Genomic DNA, 20,570 nt, shown 5'->3' with positions numbered 1-20,570 from the left:
TTAAGTGGACTAATCGCAGTCTAGACCGAAGAGGACAGTTTTAGACCGAAGAGGACAGCGCCATGGCCCGGGCAACCGCACTGACACCGCTGGGTGTCGCCGCACTCTCCCTGCTCGTTGAAGAGCCGATGCATCCCTACGAGATGTACCAGCTCCTGATCGCCCGGCACGAGGACCGCCTGGTCAAGGTCCGGCCGGGAACTCTCTATCACGCCGTCGGGCGGCTCGAAGAGCAGGGTCTCGTCGCAGCAACGGGAACGGACCGGGGAGGCAACCGCCCGGAGCGCACCACGTACACGATCTCGGCGGCCGGCCGCGAAGCGTTCACGAAGTGGCTGCAGGACATGCTCGCGGCCCCGGTCAACGAATACCCGTCCTTCCCGCTGGCCATCTCCGAGGCCTACAACCTGCCCGCCGGCGTCGTCGTCGAACTCCTCGACCGCCGGCTCCAGGTGCTGCAGGAGCAGCTCGACTTCCTGGTCTCCGGCGAGGAACTGCTCAAGAAGAAGGGCGTGGAGCGCAAGTACTGGATCGATGTCCAGTACCAGCAGTGCACGCTGCAGGCCGAAATCGCCTGGATCCGCGGCCTTCAGGACCAGCTCCGCTCCGGCGAACTGCCGTGGTGAGCCCTTGCGCCCCCGGCCGGGACCCGGCCGCCCCAACACTTAGCCCGTCCAACGTTCACACCAGCCCCTAAGGAACCCCATGGAAAACGTAGCCCGGCCATGGCCGGCACTCTGGTCCCTGGTGATCGGCTTCTTCATGATCCTGATCGACACCACCATCGTCTCGGTGGCCAACCCGAGCATCATGGAGGGCCTGAACACCGACATCAACTCGGTGATCTGGGTGACCAGTGCCTACCTGCTCGCCTATGCCGTGCCGCTGCTTATTACCGGCCGGCTCGGTGACCGCTTCGGACCAAAGAAGCTCTACCTCTCCGGACTCGTCGTCTTCACCATGGCATCGCTGTGGTGCGGCCTCTCCGGCGACGTCCAGACCCTCATTGCGGCCCGCGTGGTCCAGGGCCTCGGTGCGGCCATGATGACGCCGCAGACCATGGCCGTCATTACCCGGATCTTCCCCCCGGACCGCCGCGGGGCGGCCATGGGCATCTGGGGCGCCACTRCCGGCGTCGCCACCCTGGTCGGCCCGATCCTCGGAGGCGTGCTGGTGGACGGCCTCGGCTGGGAGTGGATCTTCTTCATTAACGTCCCCGTCGGGATTGCCGGCTTCATCCTCGCCCAGCGTTTCGTCCCCTCGCTGACCACCCACCCGCACAAGTTCGATATTCCCGGGGTTCTGCTCAGCGCCCTCGGCCTGTTCCTCTTGGTCTTCGGCATCCAGGAGGGCGAGACGTACGACTGGGGCACCATCGCCGGCCCCATCACCGTCTGGGGCCTGATCATCAGCGGCATCGCCGTGCTGGTGGTCTTTGTCCTGTGGCAGAAATTCAACAAGGGTGAACCGCTGCTGCCCCTGTCCCTTTTCAAGGACCGCAACTTCTCGCTCGCCAACATTGCGATCACCACGGTGGGCTTCACCGTCACAGCGTTCAGCTTGCCGCTGATCTTCTACTACCAGATCGTCCGCGGCCTGACCCCGACCCAGTCGGCGCTCATGATGGTGCCCATGGCGCTAATCTCAGGCGGCCTCGCGCCCGTGGTCGGCCGGATCATTGACAAAGTCAACCCGAAGTTCATCACAGCGACCGGCCTGGTTCTGATGTCTGTGGCGCTGTTCTGGAACGCCCTGCTCATGCACCCGGACACCCCCATCTGGCTGTTCCTGCTGCCGAGCGCAGTGCTGGGCTTCGCCAATGCGGGCATTTGGGCGCCGTTGAGCTCCACCGTCACGCGCAACCTGCCGCCGCGGCAGGCCGGAGCCGGCTCGGGCGTCTACAACACGACCCGCCAGATCGGCGCCGTGCTCGGCAGCGCCGCCATCGCCGTGCTCATCCAGGCGCGGCTGGCGGCAGAGCTCCCCGCCCGGCCCGGAGAAGGCGCGGAGGCCAGCCCGATGGGCTTCGGCGGCGCCCTGCCCGAGGCACTTCATGAGGGATTCTCGACGGCGATGGGCCAATCCATCCTGCTGCCGGCGGCGGTCATCCTGCTCGGTGCTGCCGTGGCGCTCTTCTTCGCCAAACCCAAGCCGGTCCAGGGCTGGGGAGAACCGGGCCCCGCCGCAGCTGCCGGCGCGGACATGGACAAGGCCGCCGCGGAACGTGGCTAGCCTGGCGGGCATCCGGATCAGCCCAGCAGCACGCTGGTCTGGATGCCGCCCGCGGAGAAGCCCAGGCTCCGGGCCAGGGCCAGCGAACCCTTGTTGCTGACCTCTGAACGCCACTGCAGCGTCAGCCCGGCGGCGAGGGCCTCGTGGGCGGCTATCGATGCGGCCAGCTTGCCCAGGCCGCGGCGCCGCCATTCGGGCGCAACCAGCACGCCAAGATGGGCCAGGAGCCCTTCCCATTCGGCGTAGGCCCCGCAGGCCACGGGGGTCCGGCGGCCGTCTTCCAGATGCAGGACAGTGAAGCGGTGTGCCAGGCCGGCGAGGCCCACTTCATTGACGTCATCGGGCGGGCAGAACGTTTCCAGCTCGATCGCTTCCGGGTTCCCATGCGAGACGGTCAGCTCCTCGGAAGGCTGCTGCAGGGGGAGGTCGTCGGCGAAGAAGAGTGCGGCTGCGCCCAGGCCGTGGCCGCCGTGCCCGCGGGTGATGGTCAGCAGTGTCACGTGCTGGGCCAGTTCCTCGTCGGAGAGCCCGACGGCGGCGTCCAGCGCCCATTGCGGGCCCACCAGGGCGGAGTTGCCGAACAGGCGGACGAACTGCACCGCCCGGGCAGTCTCGTCCGCCCGGGTGAGCCGCACGCCGGCGGCGGCCGCGAAGGCGCCGTCGTCGAACCCCAAGCGGCGCGCCCAGGCAAGCTGGACTATTTCAGCGGAACCGGGCTCAAGAGTCATGAATCAACCCTACCCACCGCGCGGCCCACGGACCGCTTAGCCGAAGAGGCCTCTTAGCCGAAGAGTACAGCGGCCTCGTCATAGCGGCTCTGCGGTACGGATTTGAGGTTGCCGAGCGCGGCGTCGAAACCGACGTGCACAATGTCCGTGCCGTGCAGCGAGACCATCGTGCCCCAGCGCTTCTCCACCACCGAATCGATGGCCGCCATGCCCAGGCGGGTGGCCAGGACACGGTCAAACGCAGTCGGGACGCCGCCGCGCTGGATGTGGCCAAGGACGGTCGCACGGGTCTCGATGCCGGTGCGTGCCTCCAACTCGGGCGCCAGCATTTCGGCGATGCCGCCGAGGCGCGGGCGGCCAAAAGTATCGAGGCCGCGCTCCGAATGCGGGGACTCCTGGCCTTCGGGCACAAACCCCTCGGCGACGACAAGCAGCGGGGCGCGGCCACGGTCGTGGGCGGAGACCACCCACTCGGCGATCTGATCCATGGAGGCCTTCTGCTCCGGGATCAGGATGGCGTGGGCGCCCGAGGCCATGCCGGCGTGCAAGGCGATCCAACCCACATGCCGTCCCATGACCTCCGCAATCATGCAGCGGTGGTGGGACTCTCCAGTGGTGCGCAGCCGGTCGATTGCCTCGGTGGCGATTTCCACGGCGGTGTCGAAGCCGAAGGTGTAGTCCGTGGCGTCTAGATCGTTGTCGACCGTCTTGGGCACGCCCACGATCTTGAGGCCGGCGTCGGTAAGTCGCTTTGCGGCGGCCAGGGTGCCTTCGCCGCCGATCGCGATGATGGCGTCGATCCCGAGCCGGTCCATGTTGGCCTTGATGACCTCGGGACCGCCGCCGTTCTCGAACGGGTTGGTGCGGGACGTGCCGAGGATGGTGCCGCCCTGCTTGGCGATGCCGCGGACCATGGTGCGGGGAATTTCCACGATGTCGCCCTCGACAACGCCGCGCCAGCCATCCCTGAATCCTACGAACTGCTGGCCGTGGACCGCGATTCCCTTGAGGACGGCGCCACGGATGACGGCGTTCAGGCCGGGGCAGTCTCCGCCGCTGGTGAGGATTCCAATTTTCATATCTCGGCTCAAATCCTGGTTTGAAGGGGTACAGGCAGAGCGCCACGCTGAGCTCACCTAGAGTCTAGTGGCGCGTGTGGGGCAGGACACAAACGGTTACAAAAGGGTGCCCCCGCCGTGAAGGCAGGGGCACCCTTTTCGTGGTGTGGCGCTACTACCGGACGCCGAATGCCGCCCGGCCGGGACGGCCTGTGATGGCCGGCCTCTGTGATCGAGGTCAGGGCCGGGAGGAACGCTTCGAGAGGAAGCTTTCGAGGACGATTGCGTTGCGCTGGTCCGGGAGGAGCAGCCACGCCACGACGTAGAACACGAACGCCGGCCCGGGGAGCAGGCTCAGGAGCAGGTAGGCGATCCGGACATACGCCACATCAACATTCAGTTTGGCGGCAATTCCGCCGCAGACGCCGCCAAGCCAGCGCTGCGGACCACGTTTCAGGCCGAAGCCCCGGATGGTGTCGAAGAATTTATCCATGGTTCAAGACTTCCCTGTAGTTGACTTATTGTCACGCCTGCGCGCCGAGACCAGTCCGCCCACTATCAGGGCGGCCCCGGCCCCGATCATCAGGCCGATCAGGACGTAGGTGCCGTTGAGGGCCACAATGCCGAGCCCGGAAATGATGATCAGCGCGGCCAATGCCACCACTGTCAGCCCCCAGACCACTGTGCCCACCCGGGCGGGGGAACCCGCCTCGGGATCCTGCCAGGCCGCGGCGGGCCGCGAGTCGTCATAGCTGCTCATGTCAGTTGCCTTCCTTGATGGTCACGTTGCTGACGGTGCCGGAGATCTTCAGGACCAGCCGGGCGCCTGGCATCGAGGTGTTGTAGTCGCTTTGCTGCTTCGTGATGCCGCCGCGGTCCTGGTTGCCGTCGTGGATGTTGCCCATGGTCATGTCCGCCTGGACCTGGACCGGGACGGTGGCGGGGATGACGACGGTGAGGTTGCTGGCCGTCGCGTCGATCGGAACGACGACGTCGGAGCCCAGGGGCGGATTCAGCGCCAGCTTGGTCAGGTCCACGGTTCCGGCGCCGCCGGTGATCTCGAAGCCGCCATTGGCCTGTTCAATGCTCGTCGGCGTCCAATCGGCGTTCTGGAAGCGGAACCGGTCCCCATGCGGGACCACGCTGAAGATTGCGCCGATCAGCAGTGCGACGACCGCGAAGAAGCCCAGGATTCCGGAAGTCCGGCCCCGCAACCCTACGAACAGGATCCCGAGACCCAGGATGGCCGCGCCGAAGGCCCAGACCAGCGCGTTGCCGGCGTCGCCGAGATCGATCACATTGGCGGCGTCGAGGGCCTTGATGCCGCCGCCCACCAGGAGGGCGGAGCCGACGGTGACGAGGACAGCCGGAGTGCCAGGGCCAAGGTTGCGGGGCGCAGCGGGAGGAGGCGGGGTGGCCCCGGATCCCGGGCCATAGCCGCCGGGGGGAACAGGGCCGGGCGGGATGGGGCCGGACGGCGGGGGCGGACCCCAGAGCGGGCCGGTTCCGAAGCCGTCGTCGGGGTGGCCATAGGCCGGCCCGCCGCTCTGCGGGAAGCTTTCGGTGGACTGCTGCCCGTCACCGGTGCGGGAGCTACCCGCGAATGCCGCGGCGCCGGCCGGGCTGCTGGACTCGTAACGCGGTGGCATGGGAGTGGCTCCGTTCCGGATCTTATTGCGTTGGGTCAGGTAGTAGACGAGGTAGATGGCGCCGCCCACCCAGAAGACGGTCCAGACGAAGGCGCCAAAGCCGAACCGGTCCCAGCCCCAGACACCGTTGCCCAGACTGGGGAAACCGATAACCGAGGTGATGAGGGCGCCGGTCATGCCGGCCGTCCACCGCCCTGCGGCGGCCTCCTGGACGTGAATGCGGCCGTCAGGCTCGGGCAGCAGTGCCCAGGCCAGGCCATAGGCGAGAACGCCAATTCCGGCGAAAACGGTCAGGACGATCAGGACGCCGCGAATGATCAGGGGGTCGACGCCGAGCCGGTGCGCTATGCCACTGGCCACGCCACCGATCCAGCGGTCGCGTCCGCGGTAGATGCCCTGGCTGCGGATCCAGTCGAAGAAATTTTGCCCCTGTCGGCCGGGCAGCGGTCCATTCGGGTCGCCCGGCGCGTAAAGCGGCGGCGGCTCCGTCGGCAGCGGCTCCGTCGGCGGCGCTCCTGCCGGCCCGGAGCCGGCCGGAGAGGCATCGGACTGGCCTGTGCCTGGAAGTTCTGTGTCCGGAAGCTCGGTGTCAAGTTCTGAGTCCGGAGCTTTTGAGTCCGGAAGTTCAGGGTCTGGACGTTCTGTGTCCGGAAATTCTGCGGAGGGTCGATCCGTGGCCGGCCGGTCTGCGGAGGCCTGGCCTTCATCGGGGTGCGGAGTGTGCGGGTTCATACTTCGATCCTTCCCGTTCCAGGCGCCGGGCTCTACTGGGGAATACCCTGAACGGCCCCTGAGTGGCCCCCGGTTGGGCCCCCAAACGCGTCCGGGGAACCCCGATCCGTGCTTGGATTGATGCATGACAACCGTGCCCGCCCGCCCGCCGCTGGTCCGCAGCAGCGATCGCGTGATTGCCGGCGTTTGCGCGGGCCTCGCCAACCATCTGGGCTGGCCGGTGCGCATGGTCAGGATCGGCATGGTGGTGGCTGCGCTCGCGGGCGGCGCCGGAGTGGCCTTTTACGCCTGGCTCTGGATCATGGTCCCCACGGCGGATGAAAGCGCCCGGCGCAACGCCCGCCGCCCGGCGTCGCCCATCGCTCCGGCAGTCAGCTCCCCGGACATCCTTGGAGTCCCCGGCACCCCGGCAGCCCCCGGCGTTCCGGGAGGCCCCGGAACCCTTGGCGCGTCCGGGACCCCAGCCCCGGGGTCCTGGTGGTCCAAGGTGCCGGGCATGCCCTTCGGCAAGGAGATCCTGCTGGGCGCAGGCCTGTTGCTGGCCGCCGGGATTCTGATCGCCCGGCTTCTCGGCGTCGACGTGCCCCTCGGCACGCTGATCCCGGTTGCGGCGATCCTGGGCGGCGCGGCGATCGCCTGGATGCAACTGGACGAGACCCGCCGGGCGGGGCTGGTGGACAAGACCAAAGCGGACCAGGCCGGCGGCTGGGCGCGCCTCGCAGCCGGGCTCGCCCTCGTCGTGGCCGGCGTCCTGGTCATGGTGTCCGGCTCGGGGTCCTGGGAACAGACCTGGCTGGCCCTCCTGGCCTCGGTGGCCGTGCTCGGCGGCGTGGCCCTGGTGCTGCTGCCTTGGGGGCTGAAGTTCTGGCGCGACCTGGAAACGGAGCGAGCGGGGCGGGTGCGCGCCACCGAGCGTGCCGAGATCGCAGCCCACCTGCATGACTCCGTGCTGCAGACCCTCGCCCTGATCCAGCGCCGCGCCGGCAACGAGCACGACGTCATCCGGCTGGCCCGCGCGCAGGAGCGCGAACTTCGGGGCTGGCTGTACCGGGACGCCGACAAGGAATCCGGGCAGCTGTCCGAAGGCATCACGGCCGCCGCCGCAGAGGTCGAGGACGCACTGGGCCACGCGGTCGAAGTGGTCAGCGTGGGGGACTGCGTCATGACCCAACGCCACGAGGCCCTCGTCCAGGCAGCCCGCGAGGCCATGCTCAACGCCGCCCGGCACGGCGGCGGTGCCGTGTCCGTGTACCTGGAAGTCACGGACGCCGCCGCAGAAGTTTTCGTCAAGGACCGGGGCCCGGGCTTCGATCCGGATTCGGTCCCCCCGGACCGGCTCGGTGTCCGGGAATCGATCATCGGCCGGATGAACCGCCACGGCGGCACCGCCGCCATCATCAGCAGCCCGGACGGCACCGAAGTGCGGCTCCGGCTGCCCGCCGCCGCATCTGCCGGAACTGCGGCGGCTGCCGCCAACCACGCCAACGGAGAGGCCAAGCCGTGACCAGCCCAGCACCAGGAAACCAGTCACCAGGAAGCCACACACCAGGAAACCCTGCCCCGGTTCGGGTGGTGATCGTGGACGACCACGCCATCTTCCGCTCCGGGTTGAAGGCGGACCTGGACGCGGACATCGTCGTCGCGGGGGAGGCCGGAACCGTGGAGGAGGCAATCGCCGTCATCGCGGCCCAGCTGCCTGACGTCGTGCTGCTTGACGTCCACCTCCCAGGCGGCCGGGGAGGTGGCGGACGCGAGGTCCTGGCCGGCTCGGCGCCGCTGCTGGGCACCACACGGTTCCTGGCGCTGAGCGTCTCCGACGCGGCGGAAGATGTCGTGTCCGTGATCCGGGCGGGCGCGCGCGGCTACGTCACGAAGACAATTTCCGGCGCGGAGATCAGCGGTGCCGTCCGCCGCGTGGCCGGCGGCGACGCCGTCTTCTCGCCGCGGCTGGCGGGCTTCGTCCTGGACGCGTTCGGAACGGCCCCCGCGGACATCGCCGACGACGAGCTGGACAAGCTATCGGCGCGGGAGCTCGAAGTGATGCGCCTGATCGCCCGCGGCTACAGCTACAAGGAGGTGGCGAAGGAACTGTTCATCTCGATCAAGACCGTTGAAACCCACGTCTCGGCCGTGCTGCGCAAGCTCCAGCTCTCCAGCCGCCACGAGCTGACCCGCTGGGCCGCCGAGCGCCGCCTCCTCTAGCCAAGGATGCGCTATCACTTAGGGTCCTTATCGCACTGGAATAAGGACCCTAAGTGATAGCGCATCGGGGGTTGGGGGGTGCTACTTCGCTTTGCCGAGGAAGTCCTGCAGGCGGGCGACGCCCGTGGCCAGGTCGTCGTCGCCCAGCGCATAGGACAGGCGCAGGTAGCCGGACGGGCCGAACGCCTCGCCGGGAACCACAGCGACCTCGACCTCGTCCAGGATCAGCGCCGCGAGTTCGGCAGAGGTGGCCGGCCGCACCGGACCGTTTGCTGACGGGAACTCCTTGCCCAGCAGCGCGCGGACGTCCGCGTACACGTAGAAGGCGCCCTTCGGCGTCGGGCAGTCAACGCCCTCAATCGCGTTCAGGCCCGCGACGATTGCCTTGCGGCGGCGGTCGAATGCCACCTTCATCTCATCGACGGCGGTCAACGGCCCGGAGACGGCCGCGAGGGCGGCGACCTGGGGGATGTTGGAGACGTTCGACGTCGCGTGGGACTGCAGGTTGGTGGCGGCCTTGATGACGTCCGCCGGCCCGATCATCCAGCCCACCCGCCAGCCGGTCATGGCATAGGTCTTGGCGACGCCGTTGAGGATGACCACCTTGTCGCCGAGCTCGGGAACTGCGGTGGCGATAGAAGTGAACGGCACGCCGTCGTAGGTCAGGTGTTCGTAGATCTCGTCGGTGACAACCCACAGGCCCTTGGACGCTGCCCACTGGCCGATCTCCTTGACCTGCTCGGGCGAGTACACGGCACCGGTGGGGTTCGAGGGGGAGACGAAGAGGAGGATCTTGGTGCGCTCCGTGAGGGCCGCTTCCAGCTGGTCCACGGTGACCAGGTAGCCCTGCTCCGGGCCCGCGAAGACCTCCACCGGCACGCCGCCGCCCAGCCGGATGGCCTCGGGGTAGGTGGTCCAGAACGGGGTGGGAACAATGACCTCGTCGCCCGGGTCCAGGAGGGTGGCGAAGGTGTTGTAGACGGCCTGTTTGCCGCCGTTGGTCACCAGCACCTGGGATGCCTCGGCCTTGTAGCCGGAATCCCGGAAGGTCTTGTCCGCGATGGCCTGCTTCAGCTCGGGCAGCCCGCCGGCGGGGGAGTAGCGGTGGTACTTCGGCTGGCTGGCGGCCTCGATGGCGGCCTGCACAATGTAGCCGGGCGTCGGGAAATCGGGTTCCCCGGCACCGAAGCCGATGACCGGGCGGCCGGCTGCCTTCAGCGCCTTCGCCTTGGCATCGACGGCCAGAGTGGCGGATTCGGCTATGGCGGAAATGCGCTGGGAAATGCGGGCAGCAGACATGGGCGGGTCCGTTCTTCGCTGGCAGCTGGAAGGCTGGATGTGGGATTCGACGAAATCTACTCTATGCTGTTCAGCGGATCCCCCGGGGTGCCTGAACGCGAATATGACTGACGGCTGTCAGTTGATTTGCGAAGGCACGCAGGGGTCCGGAAGAGGGCCGGTTCGACGTAGGCGCAGTTGTTGCGTAGACTGGTTCTCCGGTGTTGAAAACACGATGATGGCCTGCGCCTCAGGGAAGCCTGGGGTTGCGTCGGCCGGAGCGGATTTTCTCCCTGAAGGGTAGTGGCGCAATTGGTAGCGCAGCGGTCTCCAAAACCGCAGGTTGCAGGTTCGAGTCCTGTCTGCCCTGCGCATGCTGTTCCGGGTCATCCGGAACAAGCGCAGCAACCATGGTTCAGTTCAGAGCCGGGTATCCGATCATTGCGAGGATGAGTGAGGACCAGGTGACCGAAACAGCTGCCAGCAGCTCCAAAGGCCGCCCCGCCAAGAATGCCGCCAAGCCCGGCTTCTTCGCTCGCATCGCGATCTTCATCCGCCAGGTCATTGGCGAACTGAAGAAGGTCGTCGCACCGACCCGTAAAGAACTGATCAATTACACGCTCGTGGTGCTGGTGTTCGTGTCCATCATGATGGTGATCGTCACCCTGCTGGACTTGGCCTTCGGGACCGCGGTCAGCTGGGTCTTCGGCGGCAGCGGCCCCACGGACAACTAAGGCGACCGGTCCGCAGACTGCGTGGATGCCCCGGGAAACCGGAGATTCCGCGGGGTGTGCGGAATTGAGTCATTTAAATAGGCATGTTAGGCAATGAGGAAGCAGGAGACCAAGTGTCTGAGCAGGAGCTCGAGGTAACTGAGACTGAGCTGGATAAGAGCCAGGGCGCCGCGGTGGAAGCTGCGGAAGAGTCCGAGGCTGTGTCTGCTGCGCCCGAATCCGACGTCACTGACGAGGCCGAAGCCACAGAAGAAGTAGCCTTGGAAGAAGACGCAGAGGCAGCAGTTGCCGAAGCCGTCGACGCCGAAGAATCCGACGCTGAAGATGCTGAAGACGCCGACGCGCTGGCAGCCGCGGCCGCCAAGGCCGACGTCGACCCCGCCGACGAGTTCAAGGCCAAGCTGCGCCGCCAGGAGGGTGACTGGTACGTCATCCACTCCTACGCAGGCTACGAGAACCGCGTCAAGGCCAACCTTGAGACCCGCATCCAGACCCTGGACATGGAAGATTACATCTTCGAAATCCAGGTTCCGATGGAGGAAGTCGTTGAGATCAAGAACGCTCAGCGCAAGGTCATCAACCGCGTCCGCATCCCCGGTTACGTCCTGGTCCGCATGGACCTGACGGACGCTTCCTGGGGCGCCGTCCGCCACACCCCCGGCGTCACCGGCTTCGTGGGCAATGCCCACAACCCGGTCCCGCTGCGCCTCGATGAGGTCTTCTCCATGCTCGCGCCGGTCTTCGAAGAAGAGCAGGCCGAGAAGGGCAAGCCGGTCAAGCACGCCGCAGCGCAGGTCGACGTCGACTTCGAGGTTGGCGAGTCGGTCATCGTCAAGGAGGGCCCGTTCGAGACCCTCCCCGCCACGATCTCCGAGATCAAGATCGATTCCCAGACCCTCGTGGTGCTGGTGTCCATCTTCGAACGCGAGACTCCGGTCACCCTGGCGTTCAACCAGGTCAGCAAGATCTAGCTTTTCCCTAAGAATTCGCCCCGGGCTGCCCGCTTAGCAGCCACGGAGCGGCAGGCCGCCTTGCCATGGCGGCCACCAACCTGAGGCACGCTCCTGTGCCCCAGGACGTATTTGAGAGAAGGACCTACATTGGCTCCCAAGAAGAAGGTCACCGGCCTCATCAAGCTGCAGATCCAGGCAGGTGCCGCTAACCCGGCCCCGCCGATCGGTCCTGCGCTCGGCCAGCACGGTGTCAACATCATGGAATTCTGCAAGGCGTACAACGCTGCGACGGAAGCCCAGCGCGGCAACGTTATCCCCGTGGAGATCACGGTCTACGAAGACCGTTCCTTCACGTTCATCACCAAGACCCCGCCGGCTGCAGAGCTCATCAAAAAGGCTGCAGGCGTCGCCAAGGGTTCGGCTACCCCGCACACCGTCAAGGTTGCCAAGCTGACCCAGGCCCAGGTCAACGAGATCGCCACCACCAAGATGGAAGACCTCAACGCCACGAGCCTCGAAGGCGCAGCGAAGATCATCGCCGGCACCGCCCGCTCCATGGGTATCACCGTCGAAGGCTAATAGCCTTCCCCGCCGGGCAACCGGCACCACCTAAACATTGAGATGTTGGGAACCCGGCACGGACAAACCGTTCGGAATCCCGACTGTGGCAGGGCCCAGCGCGGTCCGCAGACCACAACTGCACAAGGAGAAATAAGCAGCATGGCAAAGCGCAGCAAAGCATATGAGGCAGCCGCGGCCAAGATCGACGCGGAGAAGTTCTACGCGCCGTTCGAGGCAGTGACGCTCGCCAAGGACACCAACCCGTCCAAGTTCGACGCCACCGTTGAGGTCGCTTTCCGCCTGGGCGTTGACCCTCGCAAGGCTGACCAGATGGTCCGCGGCACCGTCAACCTGCCCCACGGCACCGGTAAGGTCGCCCGCGTCCTCGTCTTCGCAACGGGCGACAAGGCTGAGGCTGCAATCGCAGCCGGCGCCGACTTCGTTGGTTCCGATGACCTGATCGAAAAGATCGCAGCCGGCTGGACCGACTTCGACGCCGCCGTTGCCACCCCTGACCTCATGGGCAAGGTTGGCCGCCTCGGTAAGGTCCTGGGTCCGCGTAACCTGATGCCGAACCCGAAGACCGGCACCGTGACCGCTGACGTCGCGAAGGCTGTCAACGACATCAAGGGCGGCAAGATCGACTTCCGCGTCGACAAGCACTCCAACCTGCACTTCATCATCGGCAAGGTTTCGTTCGACGCCATCAAGCTGGCCGAGAACTACGCGGCAGCACTGGAAGAGGTCCTTCGCCTCAAGCCGTCCGCTTCCAAGGGCCGCTACATCCAGAAGGCCACCGTCGCCACCACGTTTGGCCCGGGCATCTCGGTTGACCCCAACGTCACCAAGGTCCTGACCGAGGTCTAGTCCACACCGGATCCACGGATCCTCGGCGTCGCCAGCAACACGGGCGTCACCGGTTTCCAGCGAAAGGCCGTCCCGCAACCGCGGGACGGCCTTTTCGTCGTCTCTGCGCCTGACATTCTTGGCGCCTGAATAGCGGATGCCCGTACATCATCGGCGTCCCGACGCCCCAAAGCCCCAAAGTCCCGAAGCCTTGGAGCCGCCGGACTTGCCGGTTAGGCTGTGCCGGTGACTACGCCGTCGTACCTCATCGAGCAACTCTCCCTGCCCGGCAGCCTTGATGCTGACGCAGCGGAGTTCCTGGAATTCATGGAACTCTGCGACGAACTCGAGTTGCAGACCTGGGGCAACCTTGACCGGGCTTCGTCCGCGGCGGCACGCCTTCAGTACTGGCGGGACACTGCCTACACCCGCACGCGGCTCTTCTTCGTCCGTGTCGACGGGCGCATGGCGGCCAGATCCTGGGTCCGCTGCGAATTGCAGGAGAATCTGGGCAGTGCGCTCTTGCACGTAAGCGTCTTGGATTCCTTCACCGGCGCAGGGATCGGCCGGGCCCTGCTGGAGCACGCCGAGGCGCTGGCCGCCGCCGACGGGCGGACCATACTGCAGACCTTCACTGAGCACCCGGCCGGCTTCGACGTCGACGCCCCGTTTCTCATCAAGCCCGCCACGGGAACCGGAGCGCTGCCAGCCGGCGCGCGCGGCGTCCGCTTCGCCGGTCTGGCCGGCTACCGGCTGGAGCAGGTCGAACGGTTTAGTTCGCTCGACATCCCGCCCGTTGCCGACCTCGACAGCCTGGAACGGGACGCCCTGGCTAAGGCGGGGGAGTACGAACTGCTGCACTGGACCGATTCATGCCCGGAGGACCTTGCCGCCCAGCTCGCGGTGCTGATGTCGCGCATGAGCACCGATGCCCCCGCTGGTGCCCTGAGCTATGAGCCGGAGATCTGGGACGTCGCCCGGGTCCGTCACGTCGAGGACACCTGGCGTCGGGCCGGCCTGTCCGCCCTGGTGGTCGCGGCACGGCACCTGGCCACCGGTGAACTTGCCGCCTATACCGTCCTCCAGACAACAGCCGACAAACCATGGTTGGCCAGCCAGGACGACACCCTCGTCGCGGCGGGCCACCGCGGCCACCGGCTCGGCATGCTTATCAAGATCCTCAACCTGCGCCTGCTGCAGGAGGCTTACCCGGCTGTGCGGCGCGTCCTGACCTATAACGCCGCCGAAAACGATCACATGCTCAGCATCAACATCGCGCTGGGCTTCAAGCCGGCGGGCTACGACGGCGAGTGGCAGCGGACCGCGGCCGGTGACGGCACCGTGAGTGACGGCACTGTGAACTGACGGCACCGTGAACTGACGGCCCTGTGAACTGGCGACCGTGTGAACAGGCGCCTGCGGCGCCAGGGCGCCGGACGGGGCGGAAACTGCCCGGCGTCACCAATGGAACAGCGGCCCAAACCAGCATATGCTGGCGGTTGAAAGCCCGGTTTGAGCCGGGCCGTACCGACGGTGGGTGGCACAACGGCTGAAATGATGCCCTCTATGGCAAACGATGTACGGATTGAGCAGGTGTGGATCCCCGATTCCCTTGACGCGCCCGATGCCGCCGATTTCCTCGCCGCCATCGAAGTGGGGCGGCGGGTCCGGATGCAGACCTGGGGCACGGACGATCTTGCCTACGCGCCGCAGGAGAAGCTACTTGAGATGGCGGACCCCTACGAACGCCAGGTGATCCTGGTGGCCAAGATCGACGGCGTGATTGTCGGGACGGCAGACATTGCCTTGCCGCTCGTGGACAACCTCGACCTCGCCGAATTCACGCTCGACATCCTTCCGGAATTCCGGCGCCAGGGCGTGGGCAGGCATCTGCTGGAGGCCGCGGAGCACTTCGCCCGGGACGAGGGCCGCCACACGATCCTGATCGACACCAACCATCCGGGATCAACCCTGACGGACCCGGATGCCGAACAGCTCGTGCCCGGCAGCGGCGTCGGGTTTGTTCCGATGGGAAGCCGTGACGTGGAATTTGCCCGCCACGCCGGCTACACGCTCCAGCACATCGAACAGTTCAGTTCCTGCGCACTGCCGCTGGACACCAAACTCGTCGCCGCACTTGAGGCCGAGGCCGAGGAAGCCAATGCCGGCCGCTACCGTCTGCACCACTGGACGGACCGGTGCCCTGACCGGTGGCTGGAGGCCGTCGCCGCCCTGGAGAACCAGGCAGGCGAGGACGAAGTGCCGGGACCGGATGCCCAGGAAATGGTGTTCGACGGCGGCATCCTCCGGGAGGCGGAGGAGGTCACCATTGCCCAGGGCCGGCGCACGGTGGTCACCGCCGTCGAGCACATCGCCAGCGGAACGCTCGCGGGCCTGACCACCATCAGTGTCCTTGCCCTGCGCCCGGACGTCGTCTTCCAGGACGACACCGTGGTGCTGCAGGAACACCGCGGCAACAAACTCGGGCTGCTGATCAAGGTCGCCAACATGGAACGGCTGAGCGAACAGTTCCCGGACGCCCGCGTCCTGTACACCTGGAACGCCCCTGAGAACCGCTACCTCCTGAAGGTCAACCAGCAGCTCGGATTCACCACGGCGGGCGTGACGGGTCTCTGGCAGAAAGAACTCCCCAACTTCGGCCCGGCGGTCAGCTGAGGGCTGTTCGCCTAACCCTGCCCGCTGGGCCCGATTTGGAACAGGCGCGCCGCGTCCCGTAAGCTTGAAGGACCAAAGACCGTCGGTTGTTGGAAATCCACTCTCCCAAGCAAGACTCACTTCTGCAGTCGCGCCGGGAGAGCGCAGTGGATTTCCGGACGAAGGACCCTGAACATAGGGCGGCCGGCGCAGGTGAACGAAGCAAAGCTCCGCGGTCATGGACCGCGTCGAGACAAGCCCCGTGCATCTGCGCGGGGCGTTTTTTAGTTTTAGCTCTTTTTGAGCGGGGACCCGGACACACCGGCACTATCCCCGGAAGGAGGGTTATGGCAACGCCTAGCAAGGTTTCAGCAGTAGCTGAGATCACTAACGATTTCAAGGAATCGAACGCCGCTGTCCTGACCGAATACCGTGGGCTCACCGTTGCACAGCTCAAGCAGCTGCGTGTTTCTCTCGGCCAGGAAACCAAGTTCTCGGTCGTCAAGAACACCCTGACCGCTATTGCAGCCAAGGAAGCTGGTGTCGAAGCATTCGACGGTCAGCTCGCCGGCCCCACTGCAATCGCGTTCATCAAGGGTGACGCAGTTGCCGCTGCCAAGAGCCTGACGGATTTTGCCAAGGCTAACAAGCAGCTGGTCATCAAGACCGGTTACTTCGAAGGCAAGGCACTGAACGCCAGCGAAGTTGCTGCCCTGGCAGCACTCGAGTCCCGTGAGCTGCAGCTCGCTAAGGTTGCAGGTATCCTCAAGGCTCCTGCTGCCGCTGCTGTACGCATCATCGACGCACTGCGCCTCAAGCTTGAAGAAGAGAACGGTGCCCCGGCAGCAGCCGAAGCACCCGCCGCTGAAGAAGCTCCCGCAGCAGATGCAGCAGCCGAGGCCGAAGCACCGGCCGAAGCCGCAGCCCCCGAAGAGAACTAGTCCTCTTCTCCATAAGACTCCGGTGCGACAGCGAGCCTCAGGGCCGCCGCGCACCACTATAGGAAGGACGCCACACCATGGCGAAGCTCACCAACGAAGAGCTCATTGAAGCTTTCAAGGAACTGACCATCATCGAGCTCTCCGAGTTCGTCAAGCTCTTCGAAGAGACCTTCGAAGTTACTGCTGCTGCTGTTGCCGTTGCCGGCCCCGCCGCTGCTGCAGAAGAAGCTGAAGAGAAGACTGACTTCGACGTCATCCTCGAAGCTGCTGGCGACAAGAAGATCGCAGTGATCAAGGAAGTTCGCGCCATCACCTCCCTGGGCCTCAAGGAAGCCAAGGACCTGGTTGACAGCGCACCCAAGGCTGTTCTCGAAGGCGCCACCAAGGAAGCTGCCGAGAAGGCAAAGGCTCAGCTCGAAGAAGCTGGCGCCCGCGTTACCCTCAAGTAACTCTCGCCGTCCGGATCCATCGCGATCCGCACTGCTCGAAGGAAACCCCGTCCACTCAGGTGGGCGGGGTTTCCTGCGTTCCCGGGACCGGACACCCGAAACCCCCGGGCCGGGAGCCGGCGCCGGTGAACGGTACCCAAGGATTCGGCAAAGTTTTTCTGATACCCCTGTCGCACTTGATGGCGCGACCCTAGACTTTGGATTTGTGCCCACCGGCCCCCAACGTTCAGGAGTTCACCCACAATGACGGACCCAAACACTTCCCCCTCCCGCCGCGCCATGCTCGCGGCAGCCCTCGTGGGCGGCGGCGCGGCCGCCGCCGCGCTGGCCGGAGCCCCGGCGGCGCAGGCCATCCCCGGCGAAGCCAGTGGCAGGGCGACTGCCAAGAAACAGTTCACCCTGACGGTGCTCGGCACCACGGATCTGCACAACAACGTCTTCAACTGGGACTACTTCAAGAACGTCCCCTATGCCGACGCCGCCGGGAACAAGATCGGGATTGCCCAGGCCGCGACCCTGATCAACGCCATGCGGGCCGAGCGCGGCGCGGCCAGCACCCTGACCATCGACGCCGGGGACACCATCCAGGGCACGCCCCTGGCCTACTACTTCGCCAAGATCAACCCCATCTCGGCAACCGTGAAACACCCCATGGCGCTGGCCATGAACGCGATCGGTTACGACGCCGTGGGGCTGGGCAGGGCTGCCCGTATTGTCCATTGCGGCGGCGTTCTCCCGTGCTGTGGACGTCAAGGCCGGACCGCTGACCATCCGCGATGTCGCAGGACTGTACATCTTCGACAACACCCTGCTCGCCATCAAGGTCACCGGCGCGCAGGTCAAGGCATACCTGGAGTGGTCCGCCCAGTACTTCAAGCCGGTGACCGCCACGACGGCCAGGGCCCAGGACGTCACCAACGCTGTGACGGCCAGGGCCCCGAACGGCACGCCCGACTACAACTACGACGTCGTCTACGGACTCGACGCGCCGCTGAACTATGAGATCGACCTCGCCCGGCCGGCGGGGGACCGGATCGCCAAGCTCAGCTACGGCGGCCAGCCGCTGGCGCCCGAGCAGGAATTCGCTTTGGCCATCAACAACTACCGGCAGAGCGGCGGAGGCAACTTCCCGGCCGTGAAGAGCGCGCCGGTGCTCTCGAACAGCCAGCAGGAGATCCGGCAGCGCATCATCGACTATGTCGTGGACCGCGGAACCCTGGACGTCGCCGTGTTCAGCCAGGCCAACTGGCGGCTCACCGTCAACGGGACGCCACTGACGGTCACCGCCTAACCCGACTCCAACAACAACGCGGGCAACAACAAAGACGGGGTCACTCAGGGCCCATCCCGGCCGTCGGGATGGGCCCGGGAGTGAGCCCGCGTTGCTTTTAACCCGGGCGGGCTAGTTTGGTTCGGTGATGTCGGCGACGACGGCGCCCAGGGCCGCCGTCAGGGCGTCCGCGTCCACGAACGCGCTGTAGCCATGTTCCCCGGCGCCCATGGAGATCCGCCGGCCCGTGATGGTCTGGTCGGCGTAGACAGGCCAGGGGCGGGTGCTGCCGAGCGGCGTGATGGTCCCGCGCTCGTACCCGGTGGCCTCGAAGGCGGTATCCGCCGCGGGCAGCGAGAGCTTGTTGACGCCCAGCAGCGCCCGCAGCTTGGGCCAGGAGATCTGACGGTCGCCCGGGACCAGGGCGAACAGGAAACTGCCGTCCTTGTGCTTGACCACGAGCGACTTCACGATGTCCGCGGGCCGGATCCCCAGGATTCCGGCCGCCTCCTCCAGGCTGCGGGCGGCGAGGCGTTCCACGATCTCGACGTCCAGGCCGCGGGCCGCGGCGTCGGCCAGGAACCTCTCGCGGCCACCGCTGGTTGCGCCCTGCTCCGTCATCCCCGTCAAACCTTTCCCTGGCTCCTCGTGGCAGCTCCTCGTTCCCTGTGCCGCGCGGTGTCGCGCGGTCCCCCCGGTTTCCTGTGTCGCGCGGTTTCCCGGTTCGCCGGGTGCCGGTTCAGTCGCGGTACAGCAGCAGCGCCTCGCCCTGGCCGCCGCCGCCGCACAGGGACACGGCCGCCTTGCCGGTGCCCCGGCGTTTGAGTTCGTGGGCCGCGTGCAGGGCCAGGCGGGCGCCCGAGGCCCCGATCGGGTGGCCCAGGGCGATGGCCCCGCCATGGATGTTGCACTGCTCCAGCGGATAGTTGAGGTCCTTCAGGGACTGCACCGCGACGGAGCCGAAAGCCTCGTTGATTTCGATGAAGTCCAGGTCCGCGGCGGACCAGCCGGCCTTGTCCAGGGCGTTCTTGATGGCGTTCGACGGCTGGGAGTGCAGTGAGTTGTCCGGCCCGGCGACCTGGCCCGGCTTGCCGACCACCGCCAGGTACTCGAGGCCGTTGTCCTCGGCGAACTGCCGGCTGGCCAGCACCAGGGCGGCAGCGCCGTCGGACAGGGGAGAGGAATTGCCCGCGGTGATGGTTCCGTCCGTGACGAATGCCGCTCGCAAACCGGCCAGCGATTCGACTGTCGTGTCCGGCCGGATGCCCTCGTCGGACGTGACGGCGATCGGATCGCCCTTGCGCTGCTTGACGTTCATCGCGGCGATCTCGCCGTCGAAAACGCCGTCCTTGGCAGCCCGGGCGGCACGCTGGTGCGACTGGGCCGCCACCTCGTCCTGGGAGGCCCGGTCGATGCCGAGGGTCAGGTTCTTGCTCTCGGTCGAGAGTCCCATGGACTGCCCGTCGAAGGCATCGGTCAGGCCGTCGTGCGCGGCCACGTCGAGGGCCTGGACCGTGCCGTACGCCCAGCCCTGCCGGGAACCGGGCAGCACGTGCGGTGCGCGGGTCATGGACTCCTGGCCGCCGGCGACCACCACCGTGGCGTCGCCGCTGCGGATCATCCGGGCGGCGTCGATCACCGCGGTGAGACCGGAGAGGCAGACCTTGTTGATGGTCACCGTGGGAACGTTCCAGCCGATGCCGGCGCCGATGGCGCTCTGGCGCGCCGGGTTCTGGCCCGCTCCGGCCTGCAGGACCTGGCCCATGATTACGCTGTCCACCTGGTCGGCTTTGACGCCGCTGGCGGCAAGGGCCGCCCGGATGGCGTGCGTGCCGAGTTCGACGGCGGTGAAGCTGGCCAGCTGTCCGTTCAGGCGCCCCTGGGGGGTACGGGCGGCTGCGAGGATGACAACATCGTTGTTGTCCGCGGGATTGCTCATGGTGTTTTCTTCCGATCTACTTTCGACTTATGTCTACGTTATCGTGAGCCCCGTCACCTATCCATTCGGCGGCCCCGGCCACGGTCTCGGTCAGGTTCCGCCCACTGTCTCGGGCGCCGTCCGGCGGGACTTCGCCAGCAGTCCAGCAGAACTCCGGCAGAACTCCAGAAAAACCCCGGCAGAACTTCGTGCTTGCAATCCCGCCGGAAGTGGGGTAGACAAGTAGGTTGCTTTGCCGTATCGTAGATATTTGCGTCTTCCCTGTTTACCTTCAGCCTTCATATAGCGGTGGGCTTAGCCTGACAGCTGTTCCATCAATGTGCCGTCTACAACGTGCACCAGC

Annotated in this window: 21 protein-coding genes and 1 tRNA gene; 14 read left to right on the top strand and 8 right to left on the bottom strand. The window is 66.4% G+C overall.

Going from position 1 to position 20,570, the window contains the following annotated elements; all coding sequences use genetic code 11:
* Positions 1 to 62 precede the first annotated feature (62 nt).
* The gene (locus AC1DR1_RS07140; protein ID WP_476966156.1) at positions 63 to 626 is read left to right on the top strand and encodes a PadR family transcriptional regulator; all 564 of its coding nucleotides are present in this window, start codon (positions 63 to 65) and stop codon (positions 624 to 626) included.
* Between the two features lie 79 nt (positions 627 to 705).
* Positions 706 to 2,232, top strand: coding sequence for an MFS transporter (locus AC1DR1_RS07135; protein ID WP_476992393.1), 1,527 nt, complete (start codon positions 706 to 708; stop codon positions 2,230 to 2,232).
* Positions 2,233 to 2,249: 17 nt separating this feature from the next.
* On the opposite strand, the gene AC1DR1_RS07130 is transcribed toward AC1DR1_RS07135, so the two are convergent.
* The 5 genes from AC1DR1_RS07130 to AC1DR1_RS07110 all read right to left on the bottom strand — a co-directional run bounded on the left by AC1DR1_RS07130 (position 2,250) and on the right by AC1DR1_RS07110 (position 6,399).
* The gene (locus tag AC1DR1_RS07130) at positions 2,250 to 2,960 is read right to left on the bottom strand and encodes a GNAT family N-acetyltransferase (RefSeq protein WP_229995659.1); all 711 of its coding nucleotides are present in this window, start codon (positions 2,958 to 2,960) and stop codon (positions 2,250 to 2,252) included.
* Between the two features lie 53 nt (positions 2,961 to 3,013).
* A complete protein-coding gene (locus AC1DR1_RS07125) occupies positions 3,014 to 4,039 on the bottom strand; it encodes a 6-phosphofructokinase (RefSeq protein ID WP_229995658.1) in 1,026 nt (341 codons plus the stop codon).
* A gap of 217 nt (positions 4,040 to 4,256) precedes the next feature.
* Positions 4,257 to 4,511: a PspC domain-containing protein gene (locus AC1DR1_RS07120; protein ID WP_364745484.1), complete on the bottom strand. Its 255-nt coding sequence runs from the start codon at positions 4,509 to 4,511 to the stop codon at positions 4,257 to 4,259.
* 3 nt (positions 4,512 to 4,514) lie between these two features.
* Positions 4,515 to 4,778, bottom strand: coding sequence for a hypothetical protein (locus AC1DR1_RS07115; protein ID WP_476992392.1), 264 nt, complete (start codon positions 4,776 to 4,778; stop codon positions 4,515 to 4,517).
* A gap of 1 nt (position 4,779) precedes the next feature.
* Positions 4,780 to 6,399: a PspC domain-containing protein gene (locus AC1DR1_RS07110; RefSeq protein ID WP_476992391.1), complete on the bottom strand. Its 1,620-nt coding sequence runs from the start codon at positions 6,397 to 6,399 to the stop codon at positions 4,780 to 4,782.
* A gap of 124 nt (positions 6,400 to 6,523) precedes the next feature.
* Here AC1DR1_RS07110 and AC1DR1_RS07105 point away from each other — a divergent pair, with 124 nt between their 5' ends.
* Both AC1DR1_RS07105 and AC1DR1_RS07100 read left to right on the top strand, forming a co-directional pair.
* Positions 6,524 to 7,903: an ATP-binding protein gene (locus AC1DR1_RS07105; RefSeq protein WP_229996006.1), complete on the top strand. Its 1,380-nt coding sequence runs from the start codon at positions 6,524 to 6,526 to the stop codon at positions 7,901 to 7,903.
* A 65-nt stretch (positions 7,904 to 7,968) separates the two neighbouring features.
* The gene (locus AC1DR1_RS07100; RefSeq protein ID WP_229996008.1) at positions 7,969 to 8,601 is read left to right on the top strand and encodes a LuxR C-terminal-related transcriptional regulator; all 633 of its coding nucleotides are present in this window, start codon (positions 7,969 to 7,971) and stop codon (positions 8,599 to 8,601) included.
* 81 nt (positions 8,602 to 8,682) lie between these two features.
* On the opposite strand, the gene AC1DR1_RS07095 is transcribed toward AC1DR1_RS07100, so the two are convergent.
* On the bottom strand, positions 8,683 to 9,900 hold the full coding sequence (locus tag AC1DR1_RS07095; protein ID WP_364745491.1) for a pyridoxal phosphate-dependent aminotransferase: 1,218 nt from the start codon (positions 9,898 to 9,900) through the stop codon (positions 8,683 to 8,685).
* A gap of 276 nt (positions 9,901 to 10,176) precedes the next feature.
* Here AC1DR1_RS07095 and AC1DR1_RS07090 point away from each other — a divergent pair.
* From AC1DR1_RS07090 to AC1DR1_RS07045, 10 genes are all read left to right on the top strand, one after another.
* A tRNA-Trp gene (locus tag AC1DR1_RS07090) sits at positions 10,177 to 10,249 on the top strand.
* Between the two features lie 79 nt (positions 10,250 to 10,328).
* Positions 10,329 to 10,613: a preprotein translocase subunit SecE gene (gene secE, locus AC1DR1_RS07085; RefSeq protein WP_229996004.1), complete on the top strand. Its 285-nt coding sequence runs from the start codon at positions 10,329 to 10,331 to the stop codon at positions 10,611 to 10,613.
* A gap of 113 nt (positions 10,614 to 10,726) precedes the next feature.
* Complete coding sequence (gene nusG, locus AC1DR1_RS07080; RefSeq protein ID WP_476992390.1) at positions 10,727 to 11,584, top strand: transcription termination/antitermination protein NusG; 858 nt, start codon at positions 10,727 to 10,729, stop codon at positions 11,582 to 11,584.
* Positions 11,585 to 11,713: 129 nt separating this feature from the next.
* A complete protein-coding gene (gene rplK, locus AC1DR1_RS07075; RefSeq protein ID WP_018773647.1) occupies positions 11,714 to 12,145 on the top strand; it encodes a 50S ribosomal protein L11 in 432 nt (143 codons plus the stop codon).
* 141 nt (positions 12,146 to 12,286) lie between these two features.
* Complete coding sequence (gene rplA / locus AC1DR1_RS07070; protein ID WP_091251962.1) at positions 12,287 to 12,994, top strand: 50S ribosomal protein L1; 708 nt, start codon at positions 12,287 to 12,289, stop codon at positions 12,992 to 12,994.
* Between the two features lie 225 nt (positions 12,995 to 13,219).
* Positions 13,220 to 14,338: a GNAT family N-acetyltransferase gene (locus tag AC1DR1_RS07065; RefSeq protein WP_476992389.1), complete on the top strand. Its 1,119-nt coding sequence runs from the start codon at positions 13,220 to 13,222 to the stop codon at positions 14,336 to 14,338.
* A gap of 201 nt (positions 14,339 to 14,539) precedes the next feature.
* The gene (locus AC1DR1_RS07060; protein WP_476992388.1) at positions 14,540 to 15,649 is read left to right on the top strand and encodes a GNAT family N-acetyltransferase; all 1,110 of its coding nucleotides are present in this window, start codon (positions 14,540 to 14,542) and stop codon (positions 15,647 to 15,649) included.
* Positions 15,650 to 15,975: 326 nt separating this feature from the next.
* Positions 15,976 to 16,569 carry a 50S ribosomal protein L10 gene (gene rplJ, locus AC1DR1_RS07055; protein WP_028276542.1) on the top strand — a complete coding sequence of 198 codons (594 nt, stop codon included), beginning with the start codon at positions 15,976 to 15,978 and terminating at the stop codon, positions 16,567 to 16,569.
* A 77-nt stretch (positions 16,570 to 16,646) separates the two neighbouring features.
* On the top strand, positions 16,647 to 17,018 hold the full coding sequence (rplL, locus tag AC1DR1_RS07050; protein ID WP_028276543.1) for a 50S ribosomal protein L7/L12: 372 nt from the start codon (positions 16,647 to 16,649) through the stop codon (positions 17,016 to 17,018).
* Positions 17,019 to 17,730: 712 nt separating this feature from the next.
* Positions 17,731 to 18,309: a 5'-nucleotidase C-terminal domain-containing protein gene (locus AC1DR1_RS07045; RefSeq protein WP_476992387.1), complete on the top strand. Its 579-nt coding sequence runs from the start codon at positions 17,731 to 17,733 to the stop codon at positions 18,307 to 18,309.
* A gap of 111 nt (positions 18,310 to 18,420) precedes the next feature.
* On the opposite strand, the gene AC1DR1_RS07040 is transcribed toward AC1DR1_RS07045, so the two are convergent.
* Both AC1DR1_RS07040 and AC1DR1_RS07035 read right to left on the bottom strand, forming a co-directional pair.
* Positions 18,421 to 18,909 carry an aminoacyl-tRNA deacylase gene (locus AC1DR1_RS07040; protein ID WP_229992783.1) on the bottom strand — a complete coding sequence of 163 codons (489 nt, stop codon included), beginning with the start codon at positions 18,907 to 18,909 and terminating at the stop codon, positions 18,421 to 18,423.
* A gap of 118 nt (positions 18,910 to 19,027) precedes the next feature.
* Positions 19,028 to 20,227, bottom strand: a complete 1,200-nt coding sequence (locus tag AC1DR1_RS07035; protein WP_476992386.1) for an acetyl-CoA C-acetyltransferase — start codon at positions 20,225 to 20,227, stop codon at positions 19,028 to 19,030.
* Positions 20,228 to 20,570 lie beyond the last annotated feature (343 nt).

This window comes from Arthrobacter sp. P4_F10, from assembly GCF_056401435.1.
The sequence above is the reverse complement of the archived record's forward strand: the minus strand, read 5'-3'. Positions and strand labels throughout refer to the sequence as shown.

Excerpts from the sequence above, each read along its gene's own strand:
- AC1DR1_RS07140 (WP_476966156.1), top strand. The coding sequence starts at position 63 with ATGGCCCGGGCAACCGCACTGACACCGCTGGGTGTCGCCGCACTCTCC.
- AC1DR1_RS07130 (WP_229995659.1), bottom strand. The coding sequence starts at position 2,960 with ATGACTCTTGAGCCCGGTTCCGCTGAAATAGTCCAGCTTGCCTGGGCG.
- AC1DR1_RS07125 (WP_229995658.1), bottom strand. The coding sequence starts at position 4,039 with ATGAAAATTGGAATCCTCACCAGCGGCGGAGACTGCCCCGGCCTGAAC.
- AC1DR1_RS07120 (WP_364745484.1), bottom strand. The coding sequence starts at position 4,511 with ATGGATAAATTCTTCGACACCATCCGGGGCTTCGGCCTGAAACGTGGT.
- AC1DR1_RS07115 (WP_476992392.1), bottom strand. The coding sequence starts at position 4,778 with ATGAGCAGCTATGACGACTCGCGGCCCGCCGCGGCCTGGCAGGATCCC.
- AC1DR1_RS07110 (WP_476992391.1), bottom strand. The coding sequence starts at position 6,399 with ATGAACCCGCACACTCCGCACCCCGATGAAGGCCAGGCCTCCGCAGAC.
- AC1DR1_RS07105 (WP_229996006.1), top strand. The coding sequence starts at position 6,524 with ATGACAACCGTGCCCGCCCGCCCGCCGCTGGTCCGCAGCAGCGATCGC.
- AC1DR1_RS07095 (WP_364745491.1), bottom strand. The coding sequence starts at position 9,900 with ATGTCTGCTGCCCGCATTTCCCAGCGCATTTCCGCCATAGCCGAATCC.
- secE (WP_229996004.1), top strand. The coding sequence starts at position 10,329 with ATGAGTGAGGACCAGGTGACCGAAACAGCTGCCAGCAGCTCCAAAGGC.
- rplA (WP_091251962.1), top strand. The coding sequence starts at position 12,287 with ATGGCAAAGCGCAGCAAAGCATATGAGGCAGCCGCGGCCAAGATCGAC.
- AC1DR1_RS07060 (WP_476992388.1), top strand. The coding sequence starts at position 14,540 with ATGGCAAACGATGTACGGATTGAGCAGGTGTGGATCCCCGATTCCCTT.
- rplJ (WP_028276542.1), top strand. The coding sequence starts at position 15,976 with ATGGCAACGCCTAGCAAGGTTTCAGCAGTAGCTGAGATCACTAACGAT.
- rplL (WP_028276543.1), top strand. The coding sequence starts at position 16,647 with ATGGCGAAGCTCACCAACGAAGAGCTCATTGAAGCTTTCAAGGAACTG.
- AC1DR1_RS07040 (WP_229992783.1), bottom strand. The coding sequence starts at position 18,909 with ATGACGGAGCAGGGCGCAACCAGCGGTGGCCGCGAGAGGTTCCTGGCC.
- AC1DR1_RS07035 (WP_476992386.1), bottom strand. The coding sequence starts at position 20,227 with ATGAGCAATCCCGCGGACAACAACGATGTTGTCATCCTCGCAGCCGCC.